Origin of the sequence: Halopseudomonas pachastrellae (assembly GCF_900114765.1) — a bacterium.
GTDB lineage: Bacteria > Pseudomonadota > Gammaproteobacteria > Pseudomonadales > Pseudomonadaceae > Halopseudomonas > Halopseudomonas pachastrellae.
This window is the reverse complement of sequence record NZ_FOUD01000009.1, coordinates 1-19241: the sequence shown is the minus strand read 5'-3', so window position 1 is coordinate 19241 and position 19241 is coordinate 1. Positions and strand designations below refer to the sequence as shown.

The following is a 19241-nucleotide window of genomic DNA, read 5'->3' as shown; positions in this document are numbered from 1 at the left end:
AGCGCCAGATGAGGCAGCACGAGACTGCATAGCACCACTACCCAATGCCCAAACAACAGACAGATAAAGGAAAGGATAACCAGCACAACAAACAAGCTGATAGCACAAAACCATGGAAGCCTTGCGTGATCGCCCGAAAAGGCCAACAGTCGCAGCAGCTCCAGAGCCATTGGACGGCCCGCCTGCGGGTGTTCAATACTGTCATTGGAGCTACACCTAATAACAACATGAACAAGGACAGGTTTCATGACACGAACGACGCACCTGCAGCGCGCCTCCCTCACGCTGCTACTGACCGGCCTGCTCTGCGGACCGGCCAACGCAGCCAGCACGCCCCTTGACGCCAAGGCCAGCGACCCGCAGGTCATGGGCTGGATGCAAGGCTTTCCGCCGGCCGCCGACAAGCAGATAACCTTCAGCAACTACCTGCGCTTTCCGCACACACGCTGGGCCTTTTCGCACATTCGTGAACTGCTACCCACCACGACTGTAGGCCGCGCCGGCACTGCCGTCAGCGTGCTGCCGCAGGCGCCGCGCGAGGACATCGACGCACTCGAGTTTCAGCTGGCCGATGGCACAAAGATGACCTGGGCCCAGTCGCTGAACGCCAACTACACCGACGGCATTCTCGTGTTGCATCGCGGCAAGGTGGTCTACGAGCGCTACTTTGGCGCCTTGCAGGCAGACCGACCGCACATGGCTTTCTCGGTGACCAAATCCTTTATTGGCACCCTGGCCGCCATGCTGGTGGCAGAAGGCGTGCTGGATGCGCAGGCGAGCGTTGCCATCTATGTACCGGAGCTGGCCGACAGCGGCTTTGGCAACGCCAGCGTACGTCAGGTGATGGACATGACGACCGGCATTCGCTATTCGGAAACCTACTCCGACCCCAGTGCCGAAATCTGGGAGTACTCGCGCGCCGGCAACCTGATTCCGCGCCCGGCTGATTACAGCGGAGCGACCTCGCTGTACGCCTTCTTGCAGAAGGTGCAAGCCGAGGGGCAACACGGCGACGCCTTCGCCTACAAGACGGTCAACTCCGATGTCCTGGCCTGGGTGGTGCAGCGCGCATCCGGCACATCCTTTGCCGATCTGCTGGAGCAGCGTATCTGGGGCAAGCTGGGCGCAGAGCAGGATGCCTACATTGTGGTGGATCAGGTGGGCACCCAGTTTGCCGGTGGCGGCATGAACGCCAGCCTGCGTGACATGGCGCGCTTTGGCGAGGCGATGCGCAACAACGGCCGGTTTAACGGCCAGCAGATCGTGCCCGAGGCGGTAGTGGCCGATATCCGCACCGGCGGAGATCCGGCCAAGTTTGCCGGCGCCGGCTGCGCCACGCTCCCCGGCTGGAGCTACCGCAACATGTGGTGGGTGGCTAGTGAGGAGCAGGGCATGTTTGCCGCACGCGGCATCCACGGGCAAACCATCTACGTCGACCCCAAGGCCGAGATGGTCATCGCCCGCTTTGCGTCCAATCCGGTGGCCGCCAACGGCGCCAATGACCCGGTGTCGCTGCCCGCTTACGCCGCCCTGGCTAACTACCTGAACGCGCGCTAGCGCGCCAGGCGGTAGAACAGATTGGGTTCGCTGACGACAAACAGCTCGCCGCGATCATCCAGAATCACGCCCTCGGGCTGAGGTATGGGCTCTTGCAGGCCCACACCCCGCCCGAGCGAGCGCTGGCTCAGCAGTTGGCCCTGCGGGCCAAGCTCGAACAGCAAGCGCGACTCATCACTGAGCAGCACCAGATGACCGCTGCGCGGCTCGACCGTGATGGCCGAGAGGTCACTGGACACCCCGGCGTCATCAATCCAGGCGGTCAGGTCCTGCACATCCAGCTGCAGGTTGCCCTGCAGTGTGCTGCGCAGCCCGGCAACCCGATACAGGCGCTGCGGGTCGCGCTCTTTGACCAGATACAGCAGATCGCGCCCGCGATCATAGGCGATGCCTTCAAAGCCCTTGTTGTCGTCCGACAGGCCGATGCCCAGGGTGAGTTGGCGGGCGTCAGCGCGGCGCAGCGGCTCACCCGCGACAGGCAGGGGCAGAATGCTGATGCGCTGTACGCGCCCCTCAACAATCGCCAGCAGGCCATCGCCGAGCCAGGCCAGATCTTCGGTGTCCTTGAAACCAATCAGCGCATGTTGCGCCAGCAGGCTGCCCTGACGGTCGAGCACCAGCATCTGTTCAGGGCCGGAGTTGGTAATGGCCAGCAGGCGGTCGTGGTCACCGTCGTGGGTAATGCCTGAGAGATCATCACCAATGCCAGCGACTGCCACGCCCGGTAGCGTCACGCGAAAATCCTGCAGTGACAGCGCTGAGGGCGGCAGCGGCGCAGCGGGCCGCAACCAGCCAACCAGCAGCACCGACAGCGCCAGCAGGGCCGCCAACAGGGTCAGCAGTGTGAGTGCGCGCCTGCGCAACCGCCAGCGCGGTGCGGACGATACAAGGCTGTCATGTCCAGTGTGCATATCCACTCCCGGTCTATAGACCGGGCATGATGCGCCACCGGCATGACAGCCGTGTGAACGTGCGGGCAGCTTAGCGGAACGGCGGCTCGTCGAAGCTGCGCAGTTTGCGCGAGTGCAGCGAATCGAGCTGGCTGCGCATAAGCTCCAGCGCGTGAATACCGATATGCAGGTGCTGGGTTACCGCGCGCTCATAAAACACACCCGCCGCGCCCGGCAGCTTGATCTCGCTGTGCAGCGGCTTGTCCGAGACACACAGCAGCGTGCCGTAGGGCACCCGCAGGCGATAGCCCTGGGCGGCGATAGTGCCGCTTTCCATATCCACCGCGATGGCGCGCGCCTGGTTGATCAGCGGGCGTTCCTGGGCCCAGCGCAGCTCCCAGTTGCGGTCGTCATAGGTCAGCACGGTACCGGTACGCAGGCGACGCTTGAGATCATCACCTTGCTCCCCGGTGACCTCGGCCGCCGCCTGCTGCAGCGCCTGTTGCACTTCCGCCAGCGCCGGTAGTGGAATGTTCGGCGGCAGCACCCGGTCGAGGATACCGTCGCGGCGCATGTAAGCATGCGCCAGCACATAGTCGCCAATGGTCTGCGACTGCCGCAGGCCACCACAGTGACCAATCATCAGCCAGCAGTGCGGGCGCAGCACCGCCAGATGATCGGTGATGTTCTTGGCGTTGGACGGCCCTACGCCGATGTTGACCAGAGTAATGCCCTCGGCCGGATTGGCGCCCTGCAGGTGATAGGCCGGCATCTGGAAGCGGTGCCATACCACTGACTCGATGATCGCCTGCATCTCGCCCTCGGACATACCCCGCTCGACCACCACGTTGCCCGGCAGCACCATGCGCTGAAAGCGCGAGTCGCTCTGCAGCATGTCCAGGCCGTGGCGAATGAACTGATCCACGTAGCGGTGGTAGTTGGTCAAAAGAATCCACGGCTGCACATGACGCCAGTCGCTGCCGGTGTAATGCACCAGTCGACGCAGGGAGAAATCGGTGCGCGCGGCGTCGAATAGCGACAGCGGCAGCGGGTCGCGGTCTTCCCAGTCGTACAGGCCGTCAGCGGTGCTGTCGTTGGCGGCAGACAGGTCGGTGCTCGGAAAGACCCGCGCCAGCTCGGCGGCGGTCACGCCCGAGGCGCCCAGCTCGTCGCCCTGTTCGACCACGTAGGGGTAAGGGATATTGGCCTGGCTCGGACCCACCTCCACGGTCACGGTGAAGTCGGACATCAACGGCCGCAGCTGATCCAGCAGGTAATTGCGAAACGCCTCCGGCTGGGTCACGGTGATAGCGTAGGTGCCGGGCACCTGCACCTTGGCGTAGGCGCGCACGCTGCTGGGCACCTCACCCTGGCAGTGATAGGTCAGGCGCAGCTCCGGGTAGCGGAAAGCGCAACGGTCGGCACCGGGGCTGGTGCGATCCTTGAGGTATTGCTTCAGTGCGCTGCGCAGCGCGCTGGTGGCCTGCTGGTGCAGGGCAGCCAGACGGTCGACAGCGGCCTCGGCAGAGTCAACCTTTACAAAATCATCGGGGCAAGCTGGGTTCACGGCAAACCTCTGTTCGGGTGTTCAGGGGCAAACGACACGGCGGTACTAGCTCAACGGGCGCAGGTGCCTGTGTCGGGTGCTGTGGTCGTGACCGACGTGCTGATGCTCGTGGTCATCTTCTGTCAGAGACACCTGATTGAGCTGACCGTGCCGCACGCCGCTCTCGGCCATGATGCGCTCAGCCAATTGGCGTACCTGCTGCGTGGGGCCGCGCAGGATCGAGCTGGCCAGGCAGTGATCATGGTCAATATAGGACAGCAGCGTGGATACGCTCAGATCATGGTGTTCGTGGTGATGGCGAGCCAGGCGCTCGGCCAGTTCACGCTGGTGGTGATGGTAGACATAGCTGAGGGCGGCCACGCAGTACTCGCTCGGTTCCTGTGCCTGGCGGGCGCTTTCCAGCTCGGCGCGCAGCAGGTCACGCATCGCCTCGGAGCGGCTACGGTAACCGCGCTCGGCGATCAGCGCGTCAAACGCCTCGGCCAGTTCGCTTTCCAGAGAAATGGTGATGCGTTCCATGGGGTCCTCATGCGGGCAACGTCAGAATCCGGGTTCCCAGACGTTGTACCAGTGTCTGATCGTGGCTGGCAATCAGCATCGGCAAGCCGGTGTCGAGCAAACAGGCAAACAGTCGCTCGCAGCTGGCCTCATCCAGGCCGTTGCTCGGTTCATCCAGCAACAACACCCGCGGGCTCATCGCCAGCACCCCGGCCAGCGCCACCAGCCGCTGCTCACCGCCGGATAGCTGCTGCACCGGCCGTTCGGCCAAGTGCTCGAGCTGCAGCGCGGCAAGGGTACGCAGCGCCAGTTGGCCGGCCTGCGCGCTGTCCTGTCCCATGTTGCGCGGTCCAAAGGCCACATCATCGGCCACGGTCGGGCCAAAGAGTTGATCGACCGGGTCCTGAAACAACAACCCCAGCGGCCCGCGCAGCGGCACAAAGTCCGCCTCGCGGCTGCGCGCGCGGCCAAACACCTGCAGACTGCCTGATTGCAGCGGCACAAACCCCAGCAACGCGTGCAGCAGGCTGGTCTTGCCACGCCCACTTGGCCCCACCAGGCACAGCCGCTCGCCCTCATGCAGGGCAAAGTCGGGTAACGCGAGCTGGCGCTGCGGGCCGCGCGCCAGCCGCAGCCCGCTCGCCTCTATCAGTACACTCATCGCCACTCCTGCCTGGCCGGCAGGCCCGGCGCTTCAACGGGCTGGGTGGGCTCACGCAGGCGCTGCGCCAGCCCCCGCGCCTGCATCGCCTGCGCCACCCGCTCGGCGCGCAGCAGCGCATGCACCAGGATCAGCGCCACCTGCAATGACAACACCTCCACCGTGCGCCAGTTGCAGCGCGGCCGAAAACCCCGCGCCTGCATTGCTCGCTGCACCTGCTGGCGGGTCTGCTGCAGCACGCTGAGATAACGCACCGTCAGCAATAACAGCTGGGCCAGCCGCGTCGGCATGCCCAGACGCGCGGCGGCCGCGGCCACCTCGAAGGCATTCATACCGGCCAGCAAGGCGATGCAGAACAGCCCGGCGATGTTGCTGCGCAAACTGATATGCAGCGCCGCCTGCACACCCGCCTCGCTCCAGCTCAGCGCGCCTGTAGACCACTGCCAGGGCAAGGTCAGCCAGACCAGCGCCACAAAGACATTCAACAGCGCCACCCGGCGCAGCAGCCAGCCAGGCGAGGCCAGGCGCAGCGCCGCCACGCACAGCAGCGCAGCCACGGCCACCACCAGCAACGCAAGCAGTTGCCAGGTCTGCTGCAACAGGGCCCCGACCAGCGCCCCGGCCACGGCCAGCAGTAACCGCTGCGACGCACTCACGGACACAGCTCCCGCGTCATATCCGGCAGCATGCGCCACAACAGGTTCAGCGCCAGCGCGCTGATCAGGGCATCGACCACAAACACCGGCGCATGGGACAGCACCAGCATGCCAACCAGATGATCAAACAGACTGCCACCACTCAGGTTCAGCAACAGGGCCGCCAGCACCGTGGCTCCACCCACGCCGATTACACCGCAGCCGGCACCCACCAGCAGCAACCGACGCCGGCTGGGCTCGCCCCGCAGCGCCGGCGCCAGCAGCAGATGGCAGAGCAACGCAGGCGCGGCCATGATCAGCAGATTGGCGCCCAGCACGGTAAAGCCGCCAAAGGAGAACAACGCCGCCTGCAGCAACAGAGCAACAAAGAACAGCGGAAACACCGCCCAGCCAAGCAGCAGACCGGCCAGGCCGTTGAGGATCAGATGCACACTGCCCACGCCAACCGGCATGTGCAGCGTACTGGCGACCATAAAGGCTGCGCCCAGCAGCGCCGCCAGCGGCATCCGAGTCTCGTCCAGGCGGCGCACACCCATGGCGACACAGCCCGCCGACAAGGCGGCGCAACCGGCCAGCACCGGCAGACTGAGCACACCTTCAGCGATATGCATCAGCGCACCCGCCCGCTCTGACGACTGCGCCACAACGCCCACAGACCGACAATGCCGACCAGGTAGCCGATAGCGCCAATCAGATCACGCCACCACATATGCTGCTGCAGGCGGGCGATATCCTCGCGCAGCAGCAACAAGGTCGCATTACTGCCTCCGCTGGCCGGCAAGTCGCTGACCAGCGCCTGGGCGCGATGCCCCTCCTCGCCCTCAACAATGACCCGCATGCCGCCACCGGCGCGCGCCGCAAACACAAAGCGGCCCTCGCCATCGGTCTTGCTCTCGTCCAGTACCTGCGTAGCATCCTCGGCCGCGACCAGCGCAACGTAAATCGCCTGCGCCGGTGTGCCGTCGGTGTACAGGGCCAGGCCAGACACCTGGCCATCACTGTGCTGGGCAATTACATCCAGGCCGTGGGCCTGCACGGCAAAGGCCGACAGCCAGAGCGCCAACAGCGCAGCAAGCTGCAGCTCAATCCTGCGCATGGAACACCAGACTGTATTCGGTGCTTAGCTGGGTGTAGGCGGGGTTGTTCGCCACCTCAAGTCGCTGTCCAGACCAGATACGATTGACGCCGGCGCGCGCGTTCAGCACCGCGACACCCTCGGCGTCACTGACGGCATCGTCACCTTCCTCGCCAAAGGCCAGGGCAATACCCTGCGCCGGCTGGCCGTTGATCAGTACCTTCAGGCGCAGCGGCTCACCGGCGGCGGGTGCCTGCTGATTGAGCGGTACCAGTTCGAACGGCTGGCCCTGCGCCTGGCTGGCCTGAGCATCCCAGCGTGCGATGTACTTGTGGTATTTGACTGCATTGACCGCCGACTCGGCGCCCTCAACCTGATCCATCGGCAGGTTCTCGCTGCGGCCGCTGGGCAGGCGGCTCCAGATGCCGTTGTCGAAGGTCAGGGTCAACAGGGAGGCTGGCTGAGCGGTCTTTAGACGTACACCGGCGGCGAGATCCTGACGAGCGACGTTGATCGGCTCACCGGCCTCGTCGATGGCGCGAATCTCGGTCAGTTTGGCCGGCGGAAAATCTTCCAACACGCCAGCATGGCCGCCAAAGCGCACCGCATAGTCGGTCGCGCTGTCAGTCGCTTCCAGCCAGACGGTATGGGCGCTGACCAAGGGGCTGAACAGGGCCAGACTGGTTGCCGCAAGCAGGCGGCGCAGAGGGTAAAACATGATCAAACTCCTTATGCGCTGAAGTCAGAAACTGGCCTGAAGGCCCAGACTGACGCGACGGGGCGCGCCGGTAGCATACCCGATGGTGGAGACCGTGGAGGCATAGACCTTGTCGGTCAGGTTCTCCACCGCCAGGTAGGCGCGATAGTCCGGGGTGCCCGGAAACTGATAGGCCAGCGAGAGGTCGGTCACGCGGTAGCCGCCATCGACCAGCTGATTGCTGGCGTTGACCGCGTAATCACCGATATCACGCAGCGTCAGGCTGGTTTCCCAGTGCGTCAGCGGGCGCCAGTTGAGCTGCGCGGTGGTGGTGTGGCTGGGCACACCGGTCACCCGGTTGCCTTCCAGGCTGGCGTCACGGTGCTTGCGAATCTCCGACTGCGCCGTGGCCCAGGCCAGCGATACATCCAGGCTGTCGGTGAGATACCAGTAGCCAGCCACTTCCACGCCGTGGCGGCGGGTCTCGCCAAAGTTCTCGTAATCACCGGCCGGGTTGCGACCAATCTCATCGCTGGAGTCGATGCGGTACGTCGCCAAATCAAGGCCCAGGTCACGCCATGTCAGGCTCATACCCAGTTCAATCTGCCGGAACACGTTGGGCGACACACTGCCCGCACCCAGCTCGTACTTGGCGGTATCCGGCGCGATGGCAAAGCCTTCGGCCCAGCTGCCACGCAGCTCCAGCCAATCCAGCGGCTGCGAGCGAATGCCCAGTTTGGGGCTGGTGTGGCTGACCGCCGACATGCGCTCGCAGTCCGCCGTGCTGGTTTGCGCGCCTTGCAGATCGCAGTCGCCGGTAAACCGATCCCAGCGCAGACCCAGGCTGGGCATGAACAACGGGTGCAGTTGCCACTGCATCTCGCCGAAGGCCGCCAGGTTACTCAGGCTGAAGCGGCGATCCAGCTCCGGCAGCCCGACCCGCTGGCGGTATTGGGTGTCTTCGTACTTCAGATAATCGGTGCGTTCACGATAAGTCTCGATGCCGCTGACCCAGGTCAGCGCCCTGCCCGCCAGCAGGCTGTCGCCATTGAGGTTGAAGCCGCCGCCCAGCACGTCGCGGTCGTAGGTTTCTTCACGCTGAGTCCAGACACCGCTGACCGGCCGGGTAAACCAGCGGCTAAAGTCCTGGCTGGTGTGGTAGACAAAACTCAACAGGCGCAGCTCATCGCTCAGCTGATAGTTGGCATCCAGGCGCAGGGTTCTGAACTCTTTCTCGCTACCGTCGTTCTGCACCTCGCTATAAACGCCATAGGGGTCGCGCTGATAATCGGCGTAGGGCAGGTAGGACGGGTTATCCGCCTCGGCATGATGCAGCCGGGTGGACAGGGCCACCTCCAGATCAGGGCTCACATCCAGCGCCCAGCGCCCGGCCAGGGTTTGCCGGTCAGCCTGCGACTGGTCGCGAAAACCGTCATCATGGACTGCCTGCACTGCGAGGTTAACGCGCTGACGCTCGGCCTCAACGCCGCCGGCGGCCTGCAGGTCCAGCTTGCCGAACTCCGCCGCGCTGATGTCCAGATCGCGGTAGTTACCGCCCCGGCGGCTCTGCAGCGTGACCGTGCCGGCCCGGTTGTAGTTGCCGTACAGCGCCGATACCGGGCCACGCAGCACATCGATACGCTCCAGCTCCAGCGGAATGATCACGTTCAGGTCGCCATAGCCATCGGCGTGGGACATGGCTTCGTTGAGCGGAATGCCATCGACAACAAAGCCGATGTCCCCACCGTGCCCGCCGGCGCCAAAGCCGCGCAGCGAGATATTGTCGGCCACTCCGGGCAGCCCCAGCGTGCTGACATTCATGCCCGGAACCTTGCGCAACAGGCTCTGCACCTGATCAACATGCTCGCCACGGATGTCATCAGCGTGCAGATGGGTAACCGAATAGGCCTGGTCAGTCGTATCGGCCATGGCCTGACCCTTGACGGTAATACTGGCCAACGAGACCGGTTCAGAGGTGGCCAGCGCCGGCAGGGGCATCAGCAGAGCAGCCGCTAGCGGCGTGAGACGGGGAAACAGCATGAGACATCCTTAAACGGGCAGTAGCGATACCTCCCAGCCGTAGATACAGGGGCAAGCGAGCATCAGTATGAACAAATTAGCAAAGTTCACACCAAGTGCCAGATTATCGGTTTCAGGGGGCTACAGGCGCGCGAAAGGCCTGTGGACACGCATGATTCGCACCAAAAAAGAGCGCCGAAGCGCTTTGCGCCCCATAAGCGGGCAAAGATTAGAGAAACCGCCGGACCTGCTGTGGCGTGCTGCCGAAGGCGCGCCGAAACGCCGTCGCAAAGTTGGCCGCACTGCCATACCCCGCCAGGGCAGCAGCCTCTTCGATAGACAGGGTGCGCGCAGCCAGAGCATCAAACGCCTGCTGTAACTTGCGCTGGCGCTGCCAGGCAAACAGGGACATGCCCTGCGCAGCCTTGAACTGCCGCTGCAGGGTACTGGCACTGGTGCCAACCTCGTGGGCGATCTGCTCCAGCGACCAGCCATCGGCGGTATCGCTGATCAGCAGATCCTGTACCCGGGCAATCAGTCGCTGCTCGTGTGGACGCAGGCTGTCCGGCACGGCGACACCTTCACCGGTCAGGCCGGCAATCACCTCGTGGGCCAGCTCCAGCGCGCGGCTCTCCTGCTGCAAATGCGCCAGCAAGGGGTTGTCGGCCTGCTGATGCATGCTGGCTTCAGCCAGCGCCAGCGCACGCGGCGAAGGTAGCCAGCGCTGAACACGCAGATGACTGTTGGCACCGCCCAGCAGCGCCCTGAGGCTGCGCTGGGCGTCAAAGCCGCCGCCTTCGAACCAGTCTGGCGTCATGCTGATCGATAGTTTACGGATATGCTGGCCGCGACGTGCACGGCGACTGAAGGTGGCTGGCTCGGTCAGGGTGACCGCCATGCCCTCGGGGCGGCGAGCGTCGTGGTCAAAGTGCGGTGCGCGGTCGTCATAGCTGACATCACTGCGGCCCTGCAGGAACAGCACCAGAATAAGCTTGGGGTCCACCTCGACGCTGGTTGAAAAGTCCTCCAGCTCGACACAGTCAGAGCAGTGCAGCGACAACCCAGAGCGCAGCCGCTGCCAGCTCAGGCGCCCGCGAAACAGCTGATTACCTGCCTGCTGCGCCGACACCTGCACCTGTGCTCCAATACGCCGCACCAGTTCGCTGGCGCCGACCGTGTCCTGACGTTGACCCACCTGCTACCCCCTGGCATCGCGCAAAGATGACTGCCGGACAAAGAAAGCTGACGCCCGCGCAAAGCGCGCCAGCACCGCGCTGTGGCAGACTACCCGCCGCGTACATCAAACGCAAATAGTTCGCATTAATATAATCGGTGACTCTGCCAGCCAAACAGTCGCCTCCCCTGGGTCTTCATAAAGGAATCTGCCGATGAGTCAGGCACGCTATCTTTTCCGCTTTCGTCCAAGCCAGCTCGCCGCCGCCGTGGTACTCGCCACGGGCCTGCCCGTTGCCCATGCGCAGACCGGCGGTGCTCTGGAGCTGGAGACCCTGGACGTCATTGCCACCGCCCAGGAAGAACTGAAACAGGCGCCCGGCGTTTCTATCATTGACGCCGAGGACATCGCCCGCCAGCCCCCGGCGAACGACATCGCCGAGCTGCTGCGCAAACAGCCTGGCGTCAACCTGACCGGCAACAGTGGCTCCGGCGCACGCGGTAACAACCGCCAGATCGACATCCGCGGCATGGGCCCGGAAAACACCCTGATTCTGGTCGACGGCAAACCCGTCACCTCGCGCAACTCGGTGCGCTACGGCTGGCGCGGCGACCGTGACACCCGCGGCGACAGCAACTGGGTACCTGCCGAGCAGATCGAACGCATTGAAGTGCTGCGCGGCCCGGCAGCGGCGCGCTACGGCAACGGTGCGGCTGGTGGCGTGGTCAACATTATTACCAAGGGCCCACAGGCCGAGCATCACGGTAACCTGACGCTGTACAAGAGTTTCGCCCAACATGACGAGGAAGGCGGTAGCGAACGCGCCAACTTTGGCCTTAGCGGCCCGCTGACAGACAACCTGTCCTACCGCGTGTACGGCAACGTCGCCAAATCAGAGATGGACGACGCGGACATCAACGACGGCCACACCGTGCCCAATCAAGCCACCGCGGGACGTGAGGGCGTGCGCAACAAGGACATCAACGGGCTGCTCAGCTGGGCGCTGACCGACCGCCAGACGCTGGATCTGGAAGCCGGCTACAGCCGTCAGGGCAACATCTACGCAGGCGACAGCATGAACAACGTCGACTCAGCCGCCCTGGAAGCTCGGCGCTCACCCTGGCTTGGCCGCGAAACCAACATTATCTATCGCCAGACCTACGCCATCACCCACCATGGCGACTGGGACTTCGGCTCGACGCTGAACTACCTGCAGTACGAAAACACCCGCAACCGCCGTCTACAGGAAGGCCTGGCCGGCGGTCCGGAAGGCAGCATCACCAGCACCGATTTCGGCACTATCGAGCTGGACACCCTGACCGCCCACAGCGAGGTCAACCTGCCGCTCAACGGTTGGCTGGACCAGATGCTGACGCTGGGTGCCGAGTGGGTTGATCAGCGCATGGACGACCCCTTCTCCAACACCCAGACCACCACCGAAGCGGGTGAGGTGCCCGGCCTCTCCGGTACCGACCGCGACACCAAGACCGACGCCCAGATTGCCTCGCTGTTTGTCGAAAGCAACATCGAGCTGCGCCCCGGCACCACCCTTACCCCGGGCCTGCGTTTCGACCACCACAGCCTGACCGGCAGCAACTGGAGCCCCTCGCTGAACCTGTCCCAGGCGCTCAACGACGAGTTCACCCTGAAAGCCGGCATTGCCCGCGCGTACAAGGCGCCCAACCTGTACCAGAGCAACCCCAACTACCTGCTTTACAGCCGCGGCAACGGCTGCTGGGGCGGCGGTGGCTCATGCTATCTGATGGGTAACGAAGACCTGGACGCCGAGAGCAGCATCAACAAGGAAATCGGTATCGAATTTCGCCGCGGCGACTGGCTGGCCGGCGTGACCTGGTTCCGCAACGACTACAAGGACAAGATCGAGTCCGGCCGCACGGTAGTCAGCAGCGCAACCGGCGGCAGCAACCCGAGCTATGCCGACGCGGATGTGTTCCAGTGGAGCAACGTGCCCGAGGCCATCGTCGAAGGCCTGGAAGGCACCCTGAACGTGCCGGTCAGCCAGCAGGTCAGCTGGAACACCAACTTCACCTGGATGCTGCGTTCAGAGAACCGCGAGACCGGCGAACCGCTGTCGATCATCCCCGAGTACACCATCAACTCGACGCTCGACTGGCAGGTCACTCAGCCACTTTCGACCCAGGCCACCGTGACCTGGTACGGCAAGCAGAGCCCTGGCAAGCTCGACTACCAGGGCAATGTGCTGACCGGCGACGCGCGCCGCGAGATCTCGCCCTATGCGCTGGTGGGTGTTAGCGGCCGCTACGCCTTCAGCGACAACCTGAGCGTCACCGCCGGCATCAGCAACCTGTTCGACAAGCGACTGTATCGCGAGGGTAACAGCAACGTGGCCGGGGCCTACACCTACAACGAGCCGGGCCGGGCGTTCTACACCAGCTTGAGCACGTCGTTCTGAGCCGAGCCTGCCGATGAGACGCCTGCTGATGACACTGCTGACCGCCGCCGCTCTGAACACCCCAGTTGCCAGCGCAGCCCCCCTGCAATGGCAGCCAGCGCAGCTGAGCCAGAGCGTGCAGCGTGATCTGCAATCGCGTATCACCGATACCCGGTATCGTCTGTTTGTGTCGGCACCAAGCACCCCTGCGCCAGCTGCAGGCTGGCCTGTGCTCTACGTGCTTGATGGCAACGCGCTGTTCCCGGCCTTGGCGATGCAGGCGCGAGCCGCTGACCTGCGCGCCGAACGCAGCGGCGCCGAGCCCGTGCTGGTTGTCGGTATCGGCTATCCGGTCGAGGGGTTGTACGACATGCCTGCCCGGGCGCAGGACTACACCCCGAGCCCACGCCACACTGAAGTCGAACCCGACCGACAGCGTGACGCCGACGACTTTGCCCGCGTGATCGAGGAAGAGATCAAACCACTGATCGCCGCGCAGTACTCGGTAGATCAGTCACGGCAGACGCTGTTCGGTCACTCCTACGGCGGGCTATTCACCCTGCATGTGCTGCTGCACTCACCAGCCAGCTTCAGCGGCTATGTCGCTGCCAGCCCATCGATCTGGTGGGACCAGCACAGCCTGCTGGAAGCCGTGCCGTCATTTGTGGGAAATACCGAAGGCCAGCCAAGGAAACTGCGACTGCTGCTGTCGGTAGGCTTGGCAGAGGAGCCATCCGCCGATGCTGGAGGAGATCAACGCACTGCCCTGCTGCGCCAACGGCGAATGGTCAGTAACGTCAAGGCGCTGTTTACTCAGCTGCAGCCGCTTACCGGCAAGAAACTGGACAGCGAACTGCTGCTGATTCCGGGCGCTGATCATGGTGCCAGCGCCCTGGTGACCAGTCTGCGCGTTCTCGACTTCGCCGTGCAGCCAACGTCACCGTGACACTCAGCTATCCGTCTTGTCCTTGATGGTATCGCTGGTGCCGTTGTTCTTGACCGACTCGATGCCCTTCTCGCAATTGGCCGCTGCCGCATACATCTGACTGGTGCCAATCACCTGATGATTGGCCGCCTTGAGATTGAAGAAGTGGCGCCCGTCCTTCGCCTCCTTGCGCTCATAGCGCCCGTCGTCACTGCAGTTCTTCTGCACTGACGCGATACCGTTCTCGGCGCTGGCTCGCGTGGTGTACAGCTCACTGGTGAGAATGGTTTCGGCGTTGCCAGCCTTGAGGACAAAGCGAAACTGCCCGTCCGTACTCTTGCTCAGTTCATACCAACCAGCCATAGAAAAACTCCTTATCCAACGTCGGTGGACTGCCTGAAGCGCCCGCGCGCATGCAGGCGACCAGACCAGTATAGACTGGAACAGACGGCTGTCTCGCCAATGAGCCGATCAACTGGAGGGAGACGAAAGTTCTGTGATCGAAGGCGCATTCAGGCTTGGGCCAGCCTCGCGCTGGGCCGCTCGCCAGCGCGAGGGTGCCAGCCCGGTCCAACGCTTGAACGCACGGGAGAAACTGGCCGCTTCGCTGTACCCCAGCTGCACAGCAATCGCATCCAGGCTAAGGTCGCTATCACCGAGCAGCCGCTCGGCCAAGCGTCCGCGCACCCGCTCGTCCAGTTGGCGAAAAGGCTGCCCTTCCGCCGCCAGCCGCCGATGCAGGGAGCGCTCGGAAATACCCAGCGTCGCCGCCACCTCGGCCGCCAGCGGCAGCTTACCCGAATGACTGATCAACACCTGCAGCACCTGCCTTGCCAGCGGCGAGACCACATCCTCCAGCCCGTCGCACAGCTGCCGACACAAGGCCGCGCAGGCGTTGCGCGTAAGCACGTTGGCAAGCGGCAGCTCGCTGGCAAGATCCGCGTCGGCAATCAGTACAGCATTGCTGGCAGCACCGATCACCACCGGGCACTCGAAGTAGGACTGGTAATACTCAACCGGCGCCGGGCGCGACAACGCCAGCTCAACCCGCACAGGCACAAAGGGGCGCTGCAGCAACTCAGCAAAAATACGCTTCCAGACCGCCAGGCCGCGCTCGGCAACCATATCCTGCGCATCCAGCGGCAGCACGCTGTGATCCAGGCTCATGCGTACGCCGCCGTCGAACGGCAGCACCTGAACCGGGCAAATCGACAGCGTCAGCTCCCGAAACTGCGTGCTGACCAGCAAGGCTTCGTGCAGGTTTCGACAGGCCAGCATGGTGTAACCCAGCAGCCCCAGGCTGGTCAGCTGGTAGCACCCGCCGACCCGAATACCCAACCCCGGTTTTGGGTGCAGCGCCACCAGATTGCGGATGACCGCCAGCTCCTGCCAGCGCTGAATCCGCACTCGCCCCCCGGCACCGAGCATCGCCTCATCCAGCCCACTGCCCTGCAGACAGGCTTCCACCGAGAGGCCCAGGTTGCGGGCCGTGCGCAGCAGATAGCGCACATTGGTGGCATCGCGTACCTCACGCCAGTTCATGCAGGCCTCGTGGCAGTTATTGTCATGTCATGGCAGACACTATCATGGATACAGATCGCTGGCAGAGGCAATCTTGCCTGGCAGAACACAAACAACAACAAGACAGACGATTGCAGGTGACTGCCATGCCCGAGTTCTTCTACACCACCGCAAAAAACAATCAGGCCCGCCCCAGCGACTACTTCCGCACCGTGCCGGTTGCCGGCTCCCTCGGGGCCGACATCTACGACATCGACCTCAACAACCTCAGCGACGCCGGCCAGGCTGCCCTGCGCCAGGCGCTGATGGACCACGGCGTACTTTACATTCGCGATCAGAACCTGACCGTCGAGCAGCTCGAAGCTGTCACCCAGCGCTTCGGTGAATTCGGCAAGGAGCCCTACGTTCAGCCCATGGCCGATCATCCCCATGTGGTACATGTGCTCAAGGAGGCTGGCGAAGGCAATCCATTCGTGTTCGGTGGCGCTTGGCACAGCGACTGGTCCTTTCAGGAGCGCCCGCCCGCCTTTACCCTGTTGTACGGGCACGATGTACCGGAAAGCGGCGGTGACACGCTGTTCAACAACATGTATCTGGCCTGCGAGTGGCTGTCTCCGACCCTGCGAGCCCTATTGCGACAGCTCGACGGCATCCACAGCCCCGAGTTTGGCTACGGCCCCAACGCCCGTCACAACGACGGCATCGAGAACATGAACATCCACTACGGCAAAGCCGTCGATGATGATGTGCGCACCCACCCGCTGATCACTCGCCACCCGGAAACCGGCCGTGAAGTGCTGTTCGCCAACCCCGCCTATACCCTCGGCATCGCTGGTATGAAGCCGGAAGAATCTCGCCCACTACTCGACTACCTGTTCAGCGTGGCGGCGGCCCCGGCCTTTACTTGCCGTATGCGCTGGACGCCGGGCACACTGGCGATCTGGGACAACCGCTGCGTCTGGCACCAGCCCATTTCAGACTACTTTGGCAAGCGCCGCGAGATGTTCCGCACCACTGTTGTCGGCGAACAGCCGAGTCGAGGAGACACTGCATGAGCACTATCGAACAGGCCGCGCAGGCGCTGCTGGATGCCCGAGCCAGCGGCACGCCCCGCGGCCCTATCGCCAGCGAATATGCGCTGACCGACCTGGCATCCGCCTACGCGGTACAGCACGCGTTGATCACACGACAGCTTCAGGGTGAGCGCCCGGCCGGCTACAAACTCGGGCTGACCGATGCCCGCGCCCGCCAGGCGCTTGGCGTGGCCGAGCCGCTGCGCGGCGTACTCCTGGCGGCCAACGAATATCAGGCCGGCAGTACCCTGAAGCACGCTGATTTCATCGCGCCGCGGCTGGAGATTGAGGTGGCCATGCGACTGGCGCGCGACATCGAAGATCCTGTCGCTGATCGCGCGGAACTGATCGCCGCGCTCGAAGGCGTGATGCCCGCACTGGAGGTCTGTGATTCAGCCTACGACGGCTGGCCGAAGTCTCTGGCTGATGCGGTCGCTGACAACCTCTCCTCTGGCGCTCACGTGCTGGGCCAATGCGTGGCAGCAGACAGCCTGTCGCTGGATGACCTGCCGGTGGTGCTGAAGCTTAACGGCGAGCAGGTCGGCAACGGCAATACCGGCAGCAGTATGGGCAACCCGCTCGATGCAGCGCTCTGGCTGGTCAATCAGATGGTCGCGGCCGGGCAATCGCTGCGCGCTGGTGATGTGATCATGACCGGCGCGCTGGCCGGTATCCAGCCGGTTGCCGCTGGCGATCTGGCAGAAGTAGACATGGGCTCGCTGGGCAGCCTGAGCTGCCGCTTCAGCGGCTAGGCAGTAAAACCGGGATGCGCACCGCCGTATCCCCGCATAAATCGCAGGCAAGAAAAAACCTCGCCGAGGCGAGGTTTTGCAGAATAGTCCTGATCATCCCTAATGCGTGGTGCCTCCAAGGCACTGTTCCTGTTCCCTGTTGTTTTGGTCGCTTCCTGCGATGCTCCTAGCACGGTTGATACTACGCAGCATCGCAGGGCCTGCCCATAGGCCAACGCCATCACAACGCGTAAGCAAATGCTTACATCAGGCCAGCGCCACAGCCGCTGGCCTGCTCCTGCTCAGCCCTGGTGATAGCCGGTAACACGCTCGACTTCTTCCTTCGACCCCAGGAACACGGCAACACGCTGGTGCAGTGATTCGGGCTGGATATCGAGAATGCGCTGGCTGCCGTTGGTCGCGGCACCGCCAGCCTGCTCGATCAGCATCGACATAGGGTTGGCCTCGTACATCAGGCGCAGCTTGCCCGGCTTCTCGGGCTCACGGGCATCACGCGGGTACATGAACAGACCGCCGCGGGTCAGGATGCGGTGTACATCGGCGACCATCGAGGCAATCCAGCGCATGTTGTAGTTCTTCTCCAGCGGGCCTTCTTCGCCAGCCAGCAGTTCGGACACGTAGCGTTTGACCGGCTCTTCCCAGTGACGCTGGTTGGACATGTTGATGGCGAACTCGGCGGTGCTGGTCGGTACTTTCATGTTCTCGTGGGTCAGCACAAAGCTGCCCATTTCACGGTCAAGGGTAAAGCCCATGACACTGTCGCCCAGGGTCAGAATCAACATGGTCTGCGGGCCGTAGATGGCGTAACCGGCTGCCACCTGCTCGGTACCCGGCTGCAGGAAGGCTTTCTCATCCAGGCTACCGGTCTGCTCGACATACTTGTCGGGGCAGCGCAGCACCGAGAAGATGGTACCCACCGAGACGTTGACGTCGATGTTGCTGGAGCCATCCAGCGGGTCGAATACCAGCAGGTAGGCGCCCTTGGGGTACTGGCCCGGAATCTGGTAGGCGTTGTCCATCTCTTCAGAAGCCATGCCGGCCAGGTGGCCGCCCCACTCGTTGGCTTCAAGCAGAATCTCGTTGGAGATCACGTCCAGCTTTTTCTGTACTTCGCCCTGCACGTTCTCGGTGCCCATGCTGCCCAGCACGCCGCCAAGCGCGCCCTTGGAAACGGCATGGTTGATTTCCTTACAGGCGCGCGCCACCACCTCGATAAGAAAACGCAGATCGGCGGGGGTATTGTGACTGCGCGTCTGTTCGATCAGGTAGCGGCTAAGAGATACACGGGACATGAGCAAGCTCCGGAGAGAAATGTAAAATCGCGCACAGTTTACCCGCTCCGGCAGCGCTTCGCCTCCCGAATAGCCCCGGCAATGCCAACAATGCGACCTGACAACGAAAAAGCCCCGCCGAAGCGGGGCTCAGACTGCTGACAAAGCCCCTAGCCGAAAGGCGGGGGCTTTTGTTTAATGGGTTGTCGTTTATCGCAGGCCAACCCGATGCTCAACCCCCCTTCACCCAAACAACACGCGCTGGAGATGGTCACCCTCGAAGAACTGGTGCCAGCTGACCATCTGCTGTGCAAGATCGCCCAGCACATTGATTTCGAGTTCATTCGTCCTGCCACCCAGCACCTGTATTGTGCTGACAACGGTCGCCCGGCGATTGACCCGGTCACTCTGTTCAAGATGCTGTTTATTGGCTACCTGTTCGGCGTGCGCAGCGAACGACAGTTAATGCGCGAGATTCAGGTTAACGTTGCC

At 63.5% G+C, this 19241-nt stretch carries 19 protein-coding genes; 6 read left to right on the top strand and 13 right to left on the bottom strand.

Translation table 11 applies throughout. From position 1 onward, the window contains the following. Positions 1–246 precede the first annotated feature (246 nt). Complete coding sequence (locus BM116_RS08435; RefSeq protein ID WP_083725817.1) at positions 247–1557, top strand: serine hydrolase domain-containing protein; 1311 nt, start codon at positions 247–249, stop codon at positions 1555–1557. On the opposite strand, the gene BM116_RS08430 is transcribed toward BM116_RS08435, so the two are convergent. The 10 genes from BM116_RS08430 to BM116_RS08385 form a co-directional block, all read right to left on the bottom strand. Then, positions 1554–2468: an SdiA-regulated domain-containing protein gene (locus tag BM116_RS08430; RefSeq protein ID WP_083725819.1), complete on the bottom strand. Its 915-nt coding sequence runs from the start codon at positions 2466–2468 to the stop codon at positions 1554–1556. The two genes, BM116_RS08435 and BM116_RS08430, sit on opposite strands and share 4 nt — an antisense overlap. A gap of 70 nt (positions 2469–2538) precedes the next feature. Continuing rightward, a complete protein-coding gene (gene amn / locus BM116_RS08425; RefSeq protein WP_083725821.1) occupies positions 2539–4014 on the bottom strand; it encodes an AMP nucleosidase in 1476 nt (491 codons plus the stop codon). 45 nt (positions 4015–4059) lie between these two features. Beyond that, entirely contained in the window at positions 4060–4533 is a 474-nt protein-coding gene (gene nikR / locus BM116_RS08420; RefSeq protein ID WP_083725823.1) for a nickel-responsive transcriptional regulator NikR, read from the bottom strand. 7 nt (positions 4534–4540) lie between these two features. Next, complete coding sequence (locus BM116_RS08415) at positions 4541–5173, bottom strand: energy-coupling factor ABC transporter ATP-binding protein (RefSeq protein WP_083725825.1); 633 nt, start codon at positions 5171–5173, stop codon at positions 4541–4543. Next, entirely contained in the window at positions 5170–5829 is a 660-nt protein-coding gene (locus tag BM116_RS08410) for an energy-coupling factor transporter transmembrane component T family protein (RefSeq protein ID WP_169847244.1), read from the bottom strand. The genes BM116_RS08415 and BM116_RS08410 overlap by 4 nt, the downstream gene beginning before the upstream one ends. After that, positions 5826–6440, bottom strand: coding sequence for a cobalt transporter CbiM (gene cbiM, locus BM116_RS08405; protein ID WP_083725829.1), 615 nt, complete (start codon positions 6438–6440; stop codon positions 5826–5828). Before cbiM ends, BM116_RS08410 begins: the two co-directional genes overlap by 4 nt. Continuing rightward, entirely contained in the window at positions 6440–6925 is a 486-nt protein-coding gene (locus tag BM116_RS08400; protein ID WP_083725831.1) for an HI_1622 family ECF transport-associated protein, read from the bottom strand. The genes cbiM and BM116_RS08400 overlap by 1 nt, the downstream gene beginning before the upstream one ends. Next, the gene (locus BM116_RS08395; RefSeq protein ID WP_083725833.1) at positions 6912–7622 is read right to left on the bottom strand and encodes a DUF4198 domain-containing protein; all 711 of its coding nucleotides are present in this window, start codon (positions 7620–7622) and stop codon (positions 6912–6914) included. Before BM116_RS08395 ends, BM116_RS08400 begins: the two co-directional genes overlap by 14 nt. A 24-nt stretch (positions 7623–7646) precedes the next feature. Beyond that, entirely contained in the window at positions 7647–9641 is a 1995-nt protein-coding gene (locus BM116_RS08390) for a TonB-dependent receptor (protein WP_083725835.1), read from the bottom strand. Between the two features lie 208 nt (positions 9642–9849). Then, positions 9850–10815: a helix-turn-helix transcriptional regulator gene (locus BM116_RS08385; protein WP_083725837.1), complete on the bottom strand. Its 966-nt coding sequence runs from the start codon at positions 10813–10815 to the stop codon at positions 9850–9852. A gap of 193 nt (positions 10816–11008) precedes the next feature. On the opposite strand from BM116_RS08385, the gene BM116_RS08380 reads away from it, so the two are divergent. Together BM116_RS08380 and BM116_RS08375 are read left to right on the top strand one after the other, a co-directional pair. After that, entirely contained in the window at positions 11009–13228 is a 2220-nt protein-coding gene (locus BM116_RS08380) for a TonB-dependent siderophore receptor (protein WP_083725839.1), read from the top strand. A gap of 13 nt (positions 13229–13241) precedes the next feature. Then, positions 13242–14153, top strand: coding sequence for an alpha/beta hydrolase (locus tag BM116_RS08375; RefSeq protein ID WP_083725841.1), 912 nt, complete (start codon positions 13242–13244; stop codon positions 14151–14153). Between the two features lie 3 nt (positions 14154–14156). Here the strand turns inward: BM116_RS08375 and BM116_RS08370 are convergent, their stop codons facing one another. After that, positions 14157–14495 carry a YegP family protein gene (locus BM116_RS08370; RefSeq protein WP_083725843.1) on the bottom strand — a complete coding sequence of 113 codons (339 nt, stop codon included), beginning with the start codon at positions 14493–14495 and terminating at the stop codon, positions 14157–14159. A 108-nt stretch (positions 14496–14603) separates the two neighbouring features. Beyond that, positions 14604–15674, bottom strand: coding sequence for an AraC family transcriptional regulator (locus BM116_RS08365; protein ID WP_083725845.1), 1071 nt, complete (start codon positions 15672–15674; stop codon positions 14604–14606). Between the two features lie 125 nt (positions 15675–15799). On the opposite strand from BM116_RS08365, the gene BM116_RS08360 reads away from it, so the two are divergent. Then, a complete protein-coding gene (locus tag BM116_RS08360) occupies positions 15800–16708 on the top strand; it encodes a TauD/TfdA dioxygenase family protein (protein ID WP_083725847.1) in 909 nt (302 codons plus the stop codon). Beyond that, a complete protein-coding gene (locus BM116_RS08355; RefSeq protein WP_083725849.1) occupies positions 16705–17478 on the top strand; it encodes a 2-keto-4-pentenoate hydratase in 774 nt (257 codons plus the stop codon). The genes BM116_RS08360 and BM116_RS08355 overlap by 4 nt, the downstream gene beginning before the upstream one ends. A gap of 281 nt (positions 17479–17759) precedes the next feature. Here BM116_RS08355 and BM116_RS08350 read toward each other — a convergent pair whose 3' ends face one another. After that, the gene (locus BM116_RS08350; RefSeq protein WP_083725851.1) at positions 17760–18770 is read right to left on the bottom strand and encodes a class 1 fructose-bisphosphatase; all 1011 of its coding nucleotides are present in this window, start codon (positions 18768–18770) and stop codon (positions 17760–17762) included. 207 nt (positions 18771–18977) lie between these two features. Between BM116_RS08350 and BM116_RS08345 the strand changes: the two genes are divergently transcribed. After that, positions 18978–19241, top strand: a 264-nt coding sequence (locus BM116_RS08345; RefSeq protein ID WP_139222358.1) for a transposase, incomplete at its 3' end; no start/stop codon positions are given.

Excerpts from the sequence above, each read along its gene's own strand:
- BM116_RS08435 (WP_083725817.1), top strand. The coding sequence starts at position 247 with ATGACACGAACGACGCACCTGCAGCGCGCCTCCCTCACGCTGCTACTG.
- BM116_RS08430 (WP_083725819.1), bottom strand. The coding sequence starts at position 2,468 with ATGCACACTGGACATGACAGCCTTGTATCGTCCGCACCGCGCTGGCGG.
- nikR (WP_083725823.1), bottom strand. The coding sequence starts at position 4,533 with ATGGAACGCATCACCATTTCTCTGGAAAGCGAACTGGCCGAGGCGTTT.
- BM116_RS08415 (WP_083725825.1), bottom strand. The coding sequence starts at position 5,173 with ATGAGTGTACTGATAGAGGCGAGCGGGCTGCGGCTGGCGCGCGGCCCG.
- cbiM (WP_083725829.1), bottom strand. The coding sequence starts at position 6,440 with ATGCATATCGCTGAAGGTGTGCTCAGTCTGCCGGTGCTGGCCGGTTGC.
- BM116_RS08400 (WP_083725831.1), bottom strand. The coding sequence starts at position 6,925 with ATGCGCAGGATTGAGCTGCAGCTTGCTGCGCTGTTGGCGCTCTGGCTG.
- BM116_RS08395 (WP_083725833.1), bottom strand. The coding sequence starts at position 7,622 with ATGTTTTACCCTCTGCGCCGCCTGCTTGCGGCAACCAGTCTGGCCCTG.
- BM116_RS08390 (WP_083725835.1), bottom strand. The coding sequence starts at position 9,641 with ATGCTGTTTCCCCGTCTCACGCCGCTAGCGGCTGCTCTGCTGATGCCC.
- BM116_RS08380 (WP_083725839.1), top strand. The coding sequence starts at position 11,009 with ATGAGTCAGGCACGCTATCTTTTCCGCTTTCGTCCAAGCCAGCTCGCC.
- BM116_RS08375 (WP_083725841.1), top strand. The coding sequence starts at position 13,242 with ATGAGACGCCTGCTGATGACACTGCTGACCGCCGCCGCTCTGAACACC.
- BM116_RS08370 (WP_083725843.1), bottom strand. The coding sequence starts at position 14,495 with ATGGCTGGTTGGTATGAACTGAGCAAGAGTACGGACGGGCAGTTTCGC.
- BM116_RS08365 (WP_083725845.1), bottom strand. The coding sequence starts at position 15,674 with ATGAACTGGCGTGAGGTACGCGATGCCACCAATGTGCGCTATCTGCTG.
- BM116_RS08360 (WP_083725847.1), top strand. The coding sequence starts at position 15,800 with ATGCCCGAGTTCTTCTACACCACCGCAAAAAACAATCAGGCCCGCCCC.
- BM116_RS08355 (WP_083725849.1), top strand. The coding sequence starts at position 16,705 with ATGAGCACTATCGAACAGGCCGCGCAGGCGCTGCTGGATGCCCGAGCC.
- BM116_RS08350 (WP_083725851.1), bottom strand. The coding sequence starts at position 18,770 with ATGTCCCGTGTATCTCTTAGCCGCTACCTGATCGAACAGACGCGCAGT.